The sequence below is a fragment of the Gorillibacterium massiliense genome, assembly GCF_000455485.1.
Lineage (GTDB): Bacteria > Bacillota > Bacilli > Paenibacillales > NBRC-103111 > Gorillibacterium > Gorillibacterium massiliense.
Map to the genome: position 1 here is coordinate 1 of NZ_CBQR020000019.1, position 14125 is coordinate 14125.

The window sequence follows — 14125 nt, forward strand, 5'->3', positions numbered from 1 at the left end:
AATCCAAACTCCAGAAGTAATCTTACTGGTTGGAGGTAAATCATGAAGGATCTAGTGACCGTTATCGCGAAAGCGTTGGTTGATCATCCGGAAGATGTGCATGTGAATGAAGTGGAAGACAAGCGCGGAGTCGTCTATGAGCTTTCGGTTCACCCTTCCGATATCGGAAAGGTAATCGGCAAGCAAGGACGGATCGCCAAAGCTCTCCGCACCGTCGTCACTTCGGCGTCGGTGAAGGAGAACAAGCGCGTATCCGTAGAGATCATGTCTTGATCCTGCGACTCTGCAAGCGCGTTGCCCGATGGGATCGCATCGGGAACGCGCTTATGAAGATAATCAAGGCCGGGAGTCTGGACCGTACGGATTCCGCAGCCCACACGGGATGCGGAATCGGGGGACAGGCTCTTTGCCCTGTTATAGAACATTAAAGAAACAGCCGGGACCTGTCCCGGACATTTGTAGCGAGGCGGCGATGAAATGAGCGGACAGTTGTTCAATGTAGGCAAGATCGTCAACACCCACGGCATCCGGGGAGAAGTCAAAGTGGTCATCCAGACGGATTTTGCCGATGTCCGGTTCAGCAAGGGCAGCAAGCTGCTTTTGCAGGATGCCGAGGAGAAGGAATTGCTTCCGGTAACCGTCGAATCCGGTAAGCCGCAAAAAAATGTCTGGTTGGTTAAATTTTCAAACATCGGCGATATCAATATGGCGGAGAAATTTAAAGGCTGGTCCATTAAGGTGGACGATGAGCATCTCGTCGAACTGGAAGAGGACGAATTTTACCATCATGAGATTATCGGCTGCCAGGTTATCACCGAGGATGGCGAGGAGCTCGGAACCATCAGCGAAATTTTATCGCCGGGAGCAAACGACGTGTGGGTGGTGGAACGGCCAAAAGGCAAGGGTAAGCCGATTCTTATCCCCTATATTGACGATGTCGTTCTGGACGTTAACATCGCCGACAAAAAAGTGACCGTCCAGCTGCTGGAGGGGCTTCTGTAGCATGAGAATCGATGTACTCACCCTTTTCCCGGAAATGTTTGACGGGGTGTTCGGCGCCAGCATTTTGGGCAAAGCCCAGGAGAAAGGGATCGTCAGCTTAAATACGGTTAATTTCCGCGACTATGCCAACAATAAGCATAATACGGTGGACGATTATCCCTATGGCGGCGGCGGGGGCATGGTGCTGAAAGCGGAGCCTGTATTTTCAGCGATAGAGGATTTGTTAAAGCAGAATGAAGCGGGTGACGAAACCCCATCTGCACTTGCAGCTCCATCTTCAACTGAGCCCCGGCCCCGAATCATCCTGATGTGTCCTCAAGGCGAGCCCTTTACCCAGAAAAAAGCGGAGGAGCTGTCGGCAGAGGAGCATATCGTATTCATCTGCGGCCATTATGAAGGCTACGACGAGCGGATCCGTGAGTATTTGGTGACGGACGAGCTGTCTGTCGGCGATTATGTATTGACCGGCGGAGAACTGCCGGCGATGGTCGTCATCGACAGCGTCGTAAGGCTCCTGCCTGGCGTTCTTGGCAATGAAAGCTCCGCGGTGACGGATTCCTTCAGCACAGGCTTGCTGGAATATCCCCATTACACGAGGCCGGCGAGCTTTCGCGGTTGGGAAGTACCGGAGGTGCTCATTTCCGGGCATCATGGCAATATTGAAGCCTGGCGCCGGGAGCAGTCTTTGAAACGCACCTGGCAGCGCAGGCCGGATTTGTTGGAAAGCGCTGAACTGACGGAAAAGGAAAAAGCGATGATTCGCAGCTGGGAAAAGGATGCGAAGCGCGAGAATAGTGGAGAAGATCATTAAACGATACGTCCGGAAAGCAGCTTGGACTATTGTTTTTTGCTAGTCGATATGGTATTATTACTGCTGTTGTGGATTTTTGTTATTTCGGTGGTCCTCTACGCGTGACATCATGATAAACGGTATAATAGCGGAATGAACACCTGAGTGGAAGGAGGGAATCCTGTGAATTTGGTTCAAGAGATTACGAAAGAGCAATTGCGCCAAAATCTTCCGAAGTTTCGTCCTGGCGATACTTTGAGAGTGTACGTGAAAGTTATCGAGGGTTCTCGTGAGCGGATCCAGCTGTTCGAAGGCGTTTGTATCAAACGTCGCGGCGGCGGTATCAGCGAAACGTTTACTGTTCGCAAAATCTCGTACGGTGTGGGCGTTGAAAGAACGTTCCCGCTGCACTCCCCGAAGATCGACAAGCTGGAAGTCGCTCGTCGCGGTAAAGTACGTCGCGCTAAGCTGTACTACCTGCGCGGTCTGCGCGGCAAGGCAGCAAGAATTCAAGAAATTCGATAAGAAACGACTGGGGGGGCTTGTTGCTAAAGCAAGCTCCTTTTCGTTTACGGAATTTCGCATACCGTGAAAGCGAGGCATGGGATCATGGAACTGGAGCAGGAAGAAAAGGCGCCGAAAAAGTCAGGGAAATCTGAAATGTGGGAATGGATCAAAGCCATTGCCATTGCCGTTGTTCTCGTCATCTTGATCCGCTGGCTAGTGTTCAAGCCGTTTATCGTGGACGGGCCGTCCATGCAGCCTAATTTTCATACGGGAGAACGTCTGATTGTCAGCGAATGGGTCTATAAGTTCCGCAAGCCTCACCGGGGCGAAGTCGTTGTTTTTCATGCCACTGAAACGAAAGATTACATCAAGCGGGTTATTGCCTTACCCGGCGAGAAAATAAAAATTTCTGACGGAGTCGTATACATAAACGATCAACCTCTGGACGAGCCTTATATTAAGGAAGCGGTGGAGCAATATCGTCAAACCCACACAAACATGGAGTACAACGCCGATTTCCCGGAAACGACGGTTGAAGCCGGTCACGTTTTCGTCATGGGTGACAACCGCGTGGACAGTCAGGACAGCCGGATGATTGGCTCGATCCCATACAGTAAGGTCATTGGCCGGGCAGACATCGTTTTCTGGCCGCTCAGCGATCTGAGCTTTATCAAACACAGTAACTGATCCAACAAGAATAACGAAAGAGGAGAGCACATGACGATCCAATGGTTCCCGGGCCACATGACCCGGGCTCGCCGGCAAATAGAAGAAAAGTTGAAGCTGATCGACGTAGCGATTGAGCTTTTGGACGCCCGTATCCCCCTTTCGAGCCGCAATCCCATGATCGATACCATTCTCAAAGGCAAGCCCCGTCTGGTTCTGCTGAACAAGCAGGATTTAGCCGATCCACGGGCAACGGCGGAATGGGTTGATTATTTCAAGAACAACGGGCTGGAGGCTCTTCCTATTGATGCCAATAGCGGCAACCGGGTGAAAGAGATCGTTCCCCGCTGCAAAGAGCTGATGGCGGCTAAAATCGCTCAGCAAATCAAGAAAGGCATCAAGCCCCGGCCTATCCGTGCCCTTATCGTTGGCATACCTAATGTAGGCAAATCCACGTTGATCAATCAATTGGCTGGAAAAAAAGCGGCGGTCACCGGCGACAAGCCGGGGGTTACCAAGGGCCAGCAGTGGATCCGCACCAACGATGATCTTGAACTGCTGGATACGCCAGGCATTTTGTGGCCCAAGTTTGAGGATCAGGCGGTCGGCGTGCGTTTAGCGGCGACAGGAGCTATCCGGGATGAGGTGCTGCATTCGGAGGACATTGTCTTTTATGCCATTCGCTACATGCTTCCCCAATATGCGAAGGAATTGAGCGAACGCTATGATGCGGATGCATCCTTTGATCCGAACGATAACGAGGCGATCATCGGCTTCATGGAAGCCGTTGGCCGGAAGCGGGGCTGTCTCATAAGTGGCGGCCGCGTCGATTTGGAAAAGGCTTCGAATATCCTGCTCCGCGATTTGCGGGACGGCAAAATCGGCAGGATCACGTTGGAGCACCCTTAAGAATATAGGAATACACGCGGCAATATAGGCAAAATAAAAGAGCGGATTCAGGAAGATCAACTTCCGTGAGACCGCTCTTTTTGCATGTTCATGCAGGGAAGGAATTACTCCACCGATATCTTCGTCGAGGCAAAAAACTTCGAAATGGCGATGGAGCATGCGCCAAGCAGGGTGGAGCGGGCGCCCGGTTCGGAGAAATCGATGGTCAGACCGAGACCGGGGATTAGGGCAGAGACCGTTTCTCCACGATCTCCATTAAAGGCGGCTTCAACCAATCGGCTGCTTCCGCCAGACGGCCGCCGATAATGATCCGTTCCGGGTTGAAGACATTGATGATATTGACGATGCCGACGCCGATATAGCGGCCAAGATCTTCTAAGAGCCGCAAGGCTTTAGGATCGGATTGCTTCGCAAACTGCAGAAGCTCGCTTAGCTTCATCCGGGGATTACCGTAAGCGGCTCTGGCTTCTTCCAGGAGCGCCTTTTCCGACGCGTACAGCTCCCAGCAGCCGGAGTTGCCGCAGCGGCACGGTTTGCCGTCATGGTGGATGGAGATGTGGCCGATTTCACCGGAAAATCCTGATATGCCCCGGTACAGCTCGTCCTTAATGATGATGCCGGTTCCGATACCGGCGCCAATGCTCACATAGACGAGGCTGGCTGCCTCGCGTCCGGCGCCGAAGCGCATCTCTCCGACAGCCCCGACATTCGCTTCATTATCGATGACGACGGGGATATGGAACTCATCCTCCAGCATTTTTTGCAGGGGAACGTTTTCCCAGCCTAAGTTGGGTGCAAACAGGACGATGCCTTCCTCGTCGCTGAAGCCGGGGATGCCGACGCCGATGCCGATGACGCCGTAGGGGCTTTCGGGTGCTTTGCGGATCAGAGAGTGAATGCAGTCTTTTAGCTCGGCAAAGACGGTTTCAACGGAGGAGGCGTCGTTTTGCAGGCGAATCTCTTCGATGATTTGCCCGTTAAGATCGGTCAGCGCCGCATGGATGTAGCTGACGCCAAGATCGACGCCTACCGCGTAACCAGCCGCCCCGTTGAACAGCAGCAGCATCGGTTTCCGCCCGCCCCTGGATTGGCCCATGCCGATTTCGTGAGCGAGGTTGCTTTCGATCAGTTCGTTGACCAGACTGGACACCGTAGCTTTTGTCAGGCCGGTCCGCTCGGCGATTCGCGCTCTGGACAAGGGGGATTCGCGGCGTATCATTTCCAGAACAATGGATTTATTGATTTTTTTAATCAGCGTTAAGTCACCGGTTTGTTTCATTCGTGCCCCCAAAGCTTAAATTATCATTGAAACGAGTTTATCGATTATTATCGTGTTCTGCTCCTAATACTATCATGAAACCCGAATTAATTACAGCAACTTTGTTTGTTTAATGAATTTACAAAGTCCATTTTCGATGGTATGATGATGTTGTAATTTCCAATCTACGATTCCGGAGGGAAGAATCCATGAGCTATTTCGGCAATGTGGACAAGATCAAATACGAAGGCAAAGAATCGACGAATCCCCTAGCATTTAAGCACTACAACCCGGATCAAGTTATTTTCGGCAAAACGATGCGCGAACACCTGCGTTTCGCAGTCGCTTACTGGCACTCCTATACCTACGGCGGCAGCGATCCGTTCGGTGCGAACACCCTTGTTCGCGGTTATGATAAATTCACCGGCATGGACCTGGCGAAAGCTCGCGTAGAAGCCAACTTCGAGCTGCTTAACATCCTCGGCGCGGACTACTTCTGCTTCCACGATCGCGATATTGCTCCTGAAGGTGCAACCCTGCAAGAAACCAACAAGAACTTGGACGAAATCGTCGCGTTGATCAAGTCGAACATGAAGACTTCCGGCAAAAAGCTGCTGTGGAACACCGCTAACATGTTCACCAACCCGCGTTTCGTTCACGGCGCAGCAACCACCAACAACGCTGAAGTTTATGCCTATGCAGCGGCACAAGTGAAGAAAGCTCTGGAACATGGTAAAGAGCTGGGCTCAGAAAACTATGTATTCTGGGGCGGCCGCGAAGGCTACGAAAGCCTGCTGAACACCGACATGGGTCTTGAGCTGGACAACCTCGCCCGCTTCCTGCACATGGCTAATGATTATGCGAAGGAAATCGGCTTTGATGCGCAATTCCTCATCGAACCGAAACCGAAAGAGCCGACCAAGCACCAATACGATTTCGACGCAGCCACAACCCTGTCGTTCCTGCAAAAATACGATCTGGCTAAAACCTTCAAGCTCAACTTGGAAGCCAACCACGCTACGCTGGCCGGCCACACCTTCGAGCATGAACTGCGCGTTGCCCGCATCAACGGCGCTCTCGGCTCCATCGATGCCAACCAAGGCGACTGCCTGCTGGGCTGGGATACCGACGAATTCCCAACTGACTTGTACTCCACCGTTTTGGCTATGTACGAAATTCTGCAAAACGAAAACGGCATCGGCCGCGGCGGCGTAAACTTCGACGCTAAAGTACGCCGTACGTCCGTCGATCCGATCGACGTAGTATACTCCCACATCGCCGGCATGGATTCCTTCGCCCGTGGTTTGGTCGTTGCTTCCAAGCTGCTGGAAGACCGCGCTCTCGAAAACTTCATCGACGATCGTTACGACTCCTTCAAAACCGGCATCGGCGCCGACATCGTTGCAGGCAAAGCCAACTTCAAGACACTGGAAGCCTATGCTCTGCAAAACAACCCGATCGTTACCAAATCCGGCCGCGTAGAAGTACTGCGCACCGTGCTCAACCAATACATCCTCAATGCTTAATTCATAGATAAAGTATTGCAAAAAAAGCCGGGACATGAGTCCCGGCTTTTTATGTCCATTTAAATTGGCTGATCTACTGTCAATCCCTGCGTATGCGCTTGCGGTATTCGCCAGGGGTGCAGCCAAAATGGCGTTTGAATACGTCGATATAATAGCTCAAGCTGCTGAAGCCGACATCGAGGGAGATTTCGGTGTTCTTTTTGTCTGTATCCTGCAGCAGAAAGGCGGCTTTTTGCGCCCGGACTTCGTTAATGTAGTCCATGGGACTTTTGGTCGTTATTTTCTTGAAGGATCGGCAAAAGTGAGCCTCGCTCATGGCCGCCTGATCAGCAAGGTCTTTGAGGCGAATGGTTTCTCCGCAATTTTCCTGAATGTAGGACAGCACCGATTTCAACCGCTCGATCCACTCCGGATCGGCGTGGCGCTTGGGCCGGGATAAGGCCGGTTCATCCAACAGGAGCAGACGGGATAGAGCCAGATAAAGATAGCCCTTCGTCGTCATCTCGTACAAGGGAGGATGCTCCAGATAGATGTGAAAGAGTTTGTCCAACTGCTCCAGAATTTCCTTCTGGCCATTTTCCTCCCGGACGAGATGGACGGGAACGGAGTATTTTCGCTCAAGTAGCGGCAAAATGTATTTATCCCGCAGCAGGTCAAGTCCGCCCGCAAGGGAGTCAGCATGGAAAACGACAGCAAGGAAGGAGCAGCCATTGGGGTCGGAGGTTTGTCCGGAGTGCAATTCGCCGGAGTTGATGAACAGCGCTTCTCCCGGCCGCAAGGTGTAATCGCTGACGCCTACGCGGAAATCGGCGCTGCCTCGGGTGACCATCAGGAACTCCAACTCATCGTGCCAATGCAGATCCATGAGCGGTTCTTCGGCTTGGCGAGAAAAAGTATAAACCGTGATGGGATATAATGGATTGCCGTGGGTGCGGTTTTCTTTCAGCACAGCGGGGTTCATGAACGAACCTTCTTTCTGGTTTTTGCAAAAAAAAAGCAAAATATTTGTTATAAGGAGCAAAATAATCAAAGAATTAAAGAAAAAAGTCAATATTATTATAATAGATTAGCTAGGAGGGATACCAGTGAAATTTTCAAATGGCTATTGGATGATGAAAGACGGGTATACATTACTGAATCCCCAGGATGTGCGGGAAGTCCGGAAGACAAGCAAGGGTCTGACGGTATACGCGGCGGCTAAAACGGTTCGCCACAAGGGAGACACTCTGAACATCGGCATGCTGACCGCTGAGATCAGTGCGCCTCTTGCAGACGTCATTCGCGTAAAATGGACCCGCCATGCGGGGAAAGCAATCCACGGACCTTATTTTCCGGTTCATGTGGACGGCGGCCATCAAGTGTCCATCGAAGAAGAGGAAGATACCATCAGCCTGGTGAGCGGCAGCTTGCGGGTTAAGCTGAACCGCAAAGGACCCTGGATGGCGGAATACGATTACGCCGGCCGCCGTTTGACCGGTACGAACACGAAAGGCCCGGGCCATATTACCACCAATACGGGCGACGTTTATTTCCGCGAACAACTGGAACTCGGCGTTGGCGAACATGTATATGGCATGGGTGAGCGCTTTACTCCTTTCGTGAAAAACGGACAAGCCGTTGATATCTGGAACGAAGACGGCGGCACTAGCAGCGAGCAAGCCTACAAAAACGTGCCGTTCTACCTGTCCAGCGAAGGCTACGGCGTATTCGTCAATCACCCCGAGCAAGTTTCGTATGAAGTGGGCTCGGAAGTGGTTTCCAAGGTGCAGTTCAGCGTACCGGGGGAAAACCTGGAGTACTTTATCGTCGGCGGCGAAACGCTGAAGGATGTATTGGTGAACTACACCGCCTTGACCGGCAAACCGGCGCTGCCGCCTGCCTGGTCTTTCGGATTGTGGCTGACCACGTCGTTTACGACCGATTACGACGAAGCGACGGTTAACAGCTTTATCGACGGCATGGCTGAGCGGAATCTGCCGCTGCACGTGTTCCATTTTGACTGCTTCTGGATGAAGGAGTACCAATGGACGGATTTTGAATGGGATAAGGACATGTTCCCCGATCCTGTCGGGATGCTGAAACGTCTGAAAGACCGGGGACTCAAGATTTGCGTCTGGATCAACTCTTACATCGCACAAAAATCGGCTCTTTTCGAAGAAGGAAAAGAGAAGGGCTACCTGGTTAAAACAGCGGACGGCAGCGTATGGCAGTGGGATTTGTGGCAAGCGGGCATGGGTCTTGTGGACTTTACCAATCCAGAAGCGACGGAATGGTACAAGGATTATCTGCGCCGGTTGGTGGACATGGGCGTCGACTGCTTCAAAACCGACTTCGGCGAGCGAATTCCGACGGATGTCGTGTATTTTGACGGCTCCGACCCTTATAAAATGCATAACTACTACACCTACTTGTACAACAAGGCGGTATTCGAGGTTCTGGAGGAAAAGCTGGGTAAAAACGAAGCGATGCTCTTCGCCCGTTCAGCGACAGCCGGCGGTCAACAGTTCCCGGTTCACTGGGGCGGCGACTGTTCCGCCACATACGACTCCATGGCGGAAACTCTCCGTGGCGGCTTGAGTTTGGGTCTTTCCGGCTTCGGCTTCTGGAGCCATGACATAAGCGGCTTTGAACGGACGGCTCCGCCTGATATCTACAAGCGTTGGGTAGCTTTCGGTTTGCTCAGCTCCCACAGCCGTTTGCACGGCAACGAATCGTACCGGGTACCGTGGCTGTTCGACGAAGAAGCGGTAGACGTTTTGCGTAATTTCACCCAATTGAAGAGCCGACTGATGCCGCACCTGTTTGCCAAAGCCGTCGAAGCGACGGAAGGCTTGCCGATGATGCGCGCCATGGTGTTGGAGTTCCCGGAAGATCCCACGACCCACCATCTGGATACCCAGTTTATGCTGGGCGACAAACTGCTGGTTGCTCCAATCTTCAACGACAAGGGAAATGCCCGTTACTATGTGCCGGAAGGACGTTGGACGGATTTCTTCTCGGGAGAAGTCATCGAAGGCGGCAAGTGGAGACAAGAGAACCATGGCTACATGACGCTGCCTCTGTTGGTTCGGCCGAACAGCCTGATCGCCATCGGAGCTAACGATCAAAAGCCGGATTACGATTATGCCGATCAAGTGGCTTTCCATCTGTATGAACTGGAAGACGGCAAGACAGCGGAAACCGTGCTCTTCAACGTAAAAGGAGAGCAGGAGATCGATATCGTCGCCGTTCGCAACGGAAACAGCATTGAATTCAGCATTGAAGGCGCAACGAAGCCGTACAGCATCGTGATGCACGGCATCCGCGAAATCGCGTCGGTTGAAGGCGGGACTCAGTCCGCTTCCGAGCAAGGCGTCGTGCTGACGCCGCAGCCGGGAATCGGCAGCGTAATAGTAACTTTGTAAAATCAATCCACTTTTAAACGAACAACAGACCGGTTCTCTCGATGAGAGCCGGTCTGTTTATCTTGTTGCGGGTTATTCCGTCAGCTTGGCAACTGCTTGTTTGATCCAGTATACGGCAGCGATAATGAACAACAGTAGACCGATAATCAAAGTCCGCGAGGCGTCTGTAATATGTCCGTCTGTCAAGTATCCGTACTGCGGAAGGTCATTTGCTCCAAAAACGATCGATAGGACGGAAGCGACTGTGATCAAGAAAACGAGCAATTGCCATTTTGCAGGTGAAGTGCCGGCATAGCTATTCTTAATGATTAATATTATCGAGCAAAAAGTAACGGAGGCCATGATGCCGATCATTGCCATATCGGCATAATCAGCCCAAACATGCCCGGATTGTTTAACCATGGCATCGACGAGGAAAAATAAAGCGAGAAATACATACCCCGTTTGAAAAACAGACCCTCGTATTTGCTTTTGACGCTCGTCAAAGTTGCTGTTTTTGTTCATGATTCACGCCTCCCAGAATAATTCGTCCAATGTTTTTCCTAATGTTTTGCAAATGGCAATGCATAAATTTACCGATGGATTATAATCACCCTTTTCGATGGCAATCAGGGTCTGCCTTGTCACGCCAACCGCATCCGCCAAATCCTGCTGTGTCATGTCGAGGGCTGCCCGCGCCGCTTTGATCCGTAAATTTTTGCTCATGCAACCGCTCCTTTCATTGCCTAAATTTTACAAAATTTTTATGTTAACGTAAAGTATACAATTCAAAATGTAATGTATATTTTACATAGATAACGAAAAAAGGAGGCTGTCCACCATCTAGAAGCCTCCTTTATCTAGGAATCGTTTGCTCAAGCATGCTCGATTCTAGCAAAGATTGGATAGTGGCAAAAATAAAGACCGCCGCCAGCCTTGTAGGCTGATCGAGCGGTCCGAAGGACAATTCATTATTAATGTTCCAGAATTCGATTCAGTTTGATCGCGTTGAAGCCAAGCACTTTTTCTTCGCCAATCACCGTTACGGGGACAGAACTGTAGCCCAATCCCACCAGTTCTTCCGCGAATTTGTCGTCGGTGTCGATGTTTCGTTCATGAACGGTGACACCTCGATCCGTTAAAAAGCTTTTCAATTGCTTGCAGTATCCACAGTAGGTGCTGGTATAAACGATTGCGTTAACGTCGGATGAGGTATGTTGTTCAGTCACACCGGTTTGCTCCTTTCGTTTTCGATATAGGCCAATCGGTTACAGGGTAATCATAGATTGGATTTATGAAATGAATATGAAAATTGGATTAAAAAAGCTTAAAAAGCTTGCAAGCCCGTATGTACCTTTAGTCAGCAAGCCGATATCCGATGCTTCTTACGGTTGCGACGTATTTGGGGCTGCGGGGATCGTCGTTCAGTTTTTGACGCAAACTTTTGATATGGACATCAATATTGTTGCTGCCCCCGAAATAATCGTCTCCCCAAACGGAGTCCATGATCTCCTGGCGGGACAACACGCTGCCATCTGCTTGCAGAAGAATCTTGAGAAGGTCGAATTCCGTCCGGGTCAATTCGATGCGCTTGCCGCTGCGCTGAACGGTCATTTTTTTCGTGTCCAGGGAGATATCTTTCCAATGGTATTCGCCTTCGCCAGAAGGGAGACGGGTGGTTGTGGTCGACAGGCTGCTGATAGCTTCGATGACCTTGTCTACCGGGCATGGCCAAAGGATTTCACGGGCGTCCGATTTGCTTGGGCGGACCTTTGAAACCAGTTCGATCACAGGCGCTTTGGCGGAACGGACCTGGGCATAGCTTCTATCCAAGACGTCATCCAGCGTACGGTCGACGATAAGCGCGTCCGGTTGAAGCAAGGTCAACACAGGGTCATCACCATTGTGAAAAACCATAACGTCATAGCAAAGGGAACTCAGTTTCCGAATCAGCGGATTCAAGCGTCCAGGTAGGGCGCTGACAACTGCAACCCGCCGCGTAGCCGTGCAAAACGCTCCCTCTAACATAGGTTCCTCGTTCAGGACAGCCGTTTCGATCCCTGGCATGCTTTGCACACTCCTTTAAACAGAAATTGTTTCTCTTCAATGGTGTATCCCGTTTCTTTGGCGATATCGGCAACCCAATCTGCGGCTGGTTCCACAAACACTTCATCCACTTTGCCGCAGGAAACGCAGATGATGTGCTGATGTTCCTCTACCCGGGCGTCATAGCGGCTGGCATCTCCTTCAAGGCGCAATTCCCGAATCATGCCTTCATCTGCTAAATAGCGTAGGGAGTTGTAAACCGTGCCGTATGCAAAATGGTATCCACGGTCCTTCAGCCGTTCGATCACGTCTGCGGCAGTCGGATGGTCGGAGGCATCGGAGACGATATCGAAAATGGCTTTTCGCTGCAGGGTGAGCATCCCTTTTTTAGCCATGGCGGATTCCTCCTAACGTTCAATTATTGAATTTAGATTAAGTCTAATATTAAAAATAAGTATTGTCAATAATCATTATAAAGAAAGATGTGTTACAAAATATTGACACTCTCATCAAGGATGAAAGAGATACACGAGATTTAAGTCGAATCATCGCGTATAATAGAGTAGCCGGTGCGAGCCGGGTTCTTTTTTTTCTGGGGTAAAGGGAAGGAGCAGCGGAAATGCTGGAATATGAGAGATCCTTATGGGATAAAGGCGTTAGCCGGATAGCCGGGATTGACGAGGTCGGGCGCGGCTGTCTTTTCGGGGATGTGGTAGCTGCCGCTGTGATACTTCCGCAAGGCATGGTTCTGGAAGGTGTTAACGACTCAAAGAAGCTGTCGCCTGTCATGCGGGAGCGGCTGTTTGATCAAATCCTCACGGAGGCGGTTGCTGTCAGCTATGCCTGTGTCGGTGTGGAAGAAATCGAACGAATCAACATCAAGATGGCCTCCCGATTGGCGATGAAAATCGCGCTGTCCCGCCTGCATGTGCAGCCGGACTATTTGCTCGTTGACGCCGAAAAGGTGGACAGCCCCATCAAACAACTGGCGTTGATTCATGGCGATGCCCTAAGCCAGTCCATTGCGGCAGCTTCGATTGTAGCCAAGGTGGTGCGGGATCGGATGTGCCTGGAGTGGGACAAGCAGTTTCCTCAATACGGGATTGCGGGCCATAAAGGCTACGCAACTAAATTACATAGAGAAATGCTGCAAGCTTACGGACCAACACCGCTGCATCGGATGTCGTTTCTCGGCAAAGTGCTGGCGGTTCAGGAAGAGTTTATATTGGATCTATAAAACTTTGAAAATACCGGGGTAACTGCCGATATAAAAGATAGAGTTGGAACATTGGAGGGACCAAAGGTGAACATCGGGGAACTGCTGCGAAGCATGATGGGAGAGATCCAGCCGAAGGACGGGAAGACGCTGGAGTTGAAGGTCGGGCAAATATTGCGCGGCGTCGTATTGCAGATGCTGTCGGAGCAGAATGCCCTTGTCAATATCGGCGGAGTTACCGTGCAAGCGAAGCTGGAAGCGCCGATGCAGCCGCGAGAGGCGGCGTTATTGCAGGTTCAGCCGGAATCCGTCGGAGGCACCGTCGTGCTGAAACCCCTTAACTCCGTCGGTACGGCCATCGCGGAGCAGTCGCTATCCGATCTATTGAAGGAATTTGCGTTACCCGATACCTCGGCCAACCGGGAAACGCTGCAACAGCTGCACCGGGAAGGAGTTCCGATAAACCGCGAGAATGTAGCTGCCTTTTCCAGGGCGATGGCGTCTGTACCGGAGGGCGTTTCGGCAGAAGATTGGCAGAATGCGGCAATTTTGGCGATCAAAAAGAGTTTGCCTCTCACAAAGGCGACCCTTGAGCCTCTCAACGCCGTAGTGAACGGCAAGCCGATGAATGAGGCTTTGTCCAGCTTGCGGAATGAGCTAGAGCAGTATATGGCGGCAACGCCGGAAGCGGAGCTGCCGGCGGTTGTGCGCCAGGCGGGCAAGGCGCTGGCGGAGCTGGCGCGGCTGGCGGGCAGCGCCGTGGCGGCGGAGGGCCGTGAAGCTGAGGCCGGGCGGGCTGCAGCGCAGCCGTCGGCGCCAGCT

At 51.7% G+C, this 14125-nt stretch carries 16 protein-coding genes and 1 pseudogene; 10 read left to right on the forward strand and 7 right to left on the reverse strand.

The window, feature by feature from the left end; all coding sequences use genetic code 11:
- Window positions 1–42 precede the first annotated feature (42 nt).
- The 6 genes from TJ79_RS02075 (at window position 43) to ylqF (ending at window position 3874) form a co-directional block, all read left to right on the forward strand.
- A complete protein-coding gene (locus tag TJ79_RS02075; protein ID WP_040948633.1) occupies window positions 43–273 on the forward strand; it encodes a KH domain-containing protein in 231 nt (76 codons plus the stop codon).
- Window positions 274–477: 204 nt separating this feature from the next.
- A complete protein-coding gene (gene rimM, locus TJ79_RS02080) occupies window positions 478–1002 on the forward strand; it encodes a ribosome maturation factor RimM (protein WP_040948634.1) in 525 nt (174 codons plus the stop codon).
- A gap of 1 nt (window position 1003) precedes the next feature.
- Window positions 1004–1813 carry a tRNA (guanosine(37)-N1)-methyltransferase TrmD gene (trmD, locus tag TJ79_RS02085; protein ID WP_040948635.1) on the forward strand — a complete coding sequence of 270 codons (810 nt, stop codon included), beginning with the start codon at window positions 1004–1006 and terminating at the stop codon, window positions 1811–1813.
- 162 nt (window positions 1814–1975) lie between these two features.
- Window positions 1976–2317: a 50S ribosomal protein L19 gene (rplS, locus tag TJ79_RS02090; RefSeq protein ID WP_040948636.1), complete on the forward strand. Its 342-nt coding sequence runs from the start codon at window positions 1976–1978 to the stop codon at window positions 2315–2317.
- Window positions 2318–2401: 84 nt separating this feature from the next.
- The gene (gene lepB, locus TJ79_RS02095) at window positions 2402–2986 is read left to right on the forward strand and encodes a signal peptidase I (RefSeq protein WP_202903268.1); all 585 of its coding nucleotides are present in this window, start codon (window positions 2402–2404) and stop codon (window positions 2984–2986) included.
- Window positions 2987–3016: 30 nt separating this feature from the next.
- A complete protein-coding gene (ylqF, locus tag TJ79_RS02100; protein WP_040948637.1) occupies window positions 3017–3874 on the forward strand; it encodes a ribosome biogenesis GTPase YlqF in 858 nt (285 codons plus the stop codon).
- A gap of 223 nt (window positions 3875–4097) precedes the next feature.
- Here ylqF and TJ79_RS02105 read toward each other — a convergent pair whose 3' ends face one another.
- Window positions 4098–5153 carry an ROK family transcriptional regulator gene (locus TJ79_RS02105; protein ID WP_337588918.1) on the reverse strand — a complete coding sequence of 352 codons (1056 nt, stop codon included), beginning with the start codon at window positions 5151–5153 and terminating at the stop codon, window positions 4098–4100.
- Window positions 5154–5341: 188 nt separating this feature from the next.
- Here TJ79_RS02105 and xylA point away from each other — a divergent pair, with 188 nt between their 5' ends.
- Complete coding sequence (gene xylA / locus TJ79_RS02110) at window positions 5342–6658, forward strand: xylose isomerase (RefSeq protein ID WP_040948638.1); 1317 nt, start codon at window positions 5342–5344, stop codon at window positions 6656–6658.
- A 79-nt stretch (window positions 6659–6737) separates the two neighbouring features.
- Here xylA and TJ79_RS02115 read toward each other — a convergent pair whose 3' ends face one another.
- Window positions 6738–7619, reverse strand: coding sequence for a helix-turn-helix transcriptional regulator (locus TJ79_RS02115; protein ID WP_040948639.1), 882 nt, complete (start codon window positions 7617–7619; stop codon window positions 6738–6740).
- A gap of 124 nt (window positions 7620–7743) precedes the next feature.
- Here TJ79_RS02115 and yicI point away from each other — a divergent pair, with 124 nt between their 5' ends.
- Window positions 7744–10062 (forward strand): alpha-xylosidase, encoded by a 2319-nt coding sequence (gene yicI / locus TJ79_RS02120; RefSeq protein WP_040948640.1) that lies wholly within the window; start codon window positions 7744–7746, stop codon window positions 10060–10062.
- 72 nt (window positions 10063–10134) lie between these two features.
- Here the strand turns inward: yicI and TJ79_RS02125 are convergent, their stop codons facing one another.
- The 5 genes from TJ79_RS02125 to TJ79_RS02145 all read right to left on the reverse strand — a co-directional run bounded on the left by TJ79_RS02125 (window position 10135) and on the right by TJ79_RS02145 (window position 12482).
- On the reverse strand, window positions 10135–10566 hold the full coding sequence (locus TJ79_RS02125) for a hypothetical protein (RefSeq protein WP_040948641.1): 432 nt from the start codon (window positions 10564–10566) through the stop codon (window positions 10135–10137).
- Between the two features lie 3 nt (window positions 10567–10569).
- On the reverse strand, window positions 10570–10767 hold the full coding sequence (locus TJ79_RS02130; RefSeq protein ID WP_040948642.1) for a helix-turn-helix transcriptional regulator: 198 nt from the start codon (window positions 10765–10767) through the stop codon (window positions 10570–10572).
- A 248-nt stretch (window positions 10768–11015) separates the two neighbouring features.
- Window positions 11016–11270, reverse strand: coding sequence for a glutaredoxin family protein (locus TJ79_RS02135; protein WP_040948643.1), 255 nt, complete (start codon window positions 11268–11270; stop codon window positions 11016–11018).
- Window positions 11271–11397: 127 nt separating this feature from the next.
- Window positions 11398–12108 carry a winged helix-turn-helix transcriptional regulator gene (locus TJ79_RS02140; protein WP_052339183.1) on the reverse strand — a complete coding sequence of 237 codons (711 nt, stop codon included), beginning with the start codon at window positions 12106–12108 and terminating at the stop codon, window positions 11398–11400.
- Window positions 12081–12482, reverse strand: coding sequence for a Fur family transcriptional regulator (locus TJ79_RS02145; RefSeq protein WP_040948645.1), 402 nt, complete (start codon window positions 12480–12482; stop codon window positions 12081–12083). The genes TJ79_RS02140 and TJ79_RS02145 overlap by 28 nt, the downstream gene beginning before the upstream one ends.
- A 224-nt stretch (window positions 12483–12706) precedes the next feature.
- On the opposite strand from TJ79_RS02145, the gene TJ79_RS02150 reads away from it, so the two are divergent.
- Both TJ79_RS02150 and TJ79_RS27020 read left to right on the forward strand, forming a co-directional pair.
- Window positions 12707–13324: a ribonuclease HII gene (locus TJ79_RS02150; RefSeq protein WP_040948646.1), complete on the forward strand. Its 618-nt coding sequence runs from the start codon at window positions 12707–12709 to the stop codon at window positions 13322–13324.
- Between the two features lie 66 nt (window positions 13325–13390).
- Window positions 13391–14125: pseudogene (locus tag TJ79_RS27020) on the forward strand (hypothetical protein); the annotation flags it as partial.

Excerpts from the sequence above, each read along its gene's own strand:
- TJ79_RS02145 (WP_040948645.1), bottom strand. The coding sequence starts at position 12,482 with ATGGCTAAAAAAGGGATGCTCACCCTGCAGCGAAAAGCCATTTTCGAT.
- TJ79_RS02130 (WP_040948642.1), bottom strand. The coding sequence starts at position 10,767 with ATGAGCAAAAATTTACGGATCAAAGCGGCGCGGGCAGCCCTCGACATG.
- ylqF (WP_040948637.1), top strand. The coding sequence starts at position 3,017 with ATGACGATCCAATGGTTCCCGGGCCACATGACCCGGGCTCGCCGGCAA.
- TJ79_RS02150 (WP_040948646.1), top strand. The coding sequence starts at position 12,707 with ATGCTGGAATATGAGAGATCCTTATGGGATAAAGGCGTTAGCCGGATA.
- trmD (WP_040948635.1), top strand. The coding sequence starts at position 1,004 with ATGAGAATCGATGTACTCACCCTTTTCCCGGAAATGTTTGACGGGGTG.
- TJ79_RS02125 (WP_040948641.1), bottom strand. The coding sequence starts at position 10,566 with ATGAACAAAAACAGCAACTTTGACGAGCGTCAAAAGCAAATACGAGGG.
- rimM (WP_040948634.1), top strand. The coding sequence starts at position 478 with ATGAGCGGACAGTTGTTCAATGTAGGCAAGATCGTCAACACCCACGGC.
- lepB (WP_202903268.1), top strand. The coding sequence starts at position 2,402 with ATGGAACTGGAGCAGGAAGAAAAGGCGCCGAAAAAGTCAGGGAAATCT.
- TJ79_RS02105 (WP_337588918.1), bottom strand. The coding sequence starts at position 5,153 with ATGAAACAAACCGGTGACTTAACGCTGATTAAAAAAATCAATAAATCC.
- xylA (WP_040948638.1), top strand. The coding sequence starts at position 5,342 with ATGAGCTATTTCGGCAATGTGGACAAGATCAAATACGAAGGCAAAGAA.
- TJ79_RS02115 (WP_040948639.1), bottom strand. The coding sequence starts at position 7,619 with ATGAACCCCGCTGTGCTGAAAGAAAACCGCACCCACGGCAATCCATTA.
- TJ79_RS02140 (WP_052339183.1), bottom strand. The coding sequence starts at position 12,108 with ATGCCAGGGATCGAAACGGCTGTCCTGAACGAGGAACCTATGTTAGAG.
- TJ79_RS02075 (WP_040948633.1), top strand. The coding sequence starts at position 43 with ATGAAGGATCTAGTGACCGTTATCGCGAAAGCGTTGGTTGATCATCCG.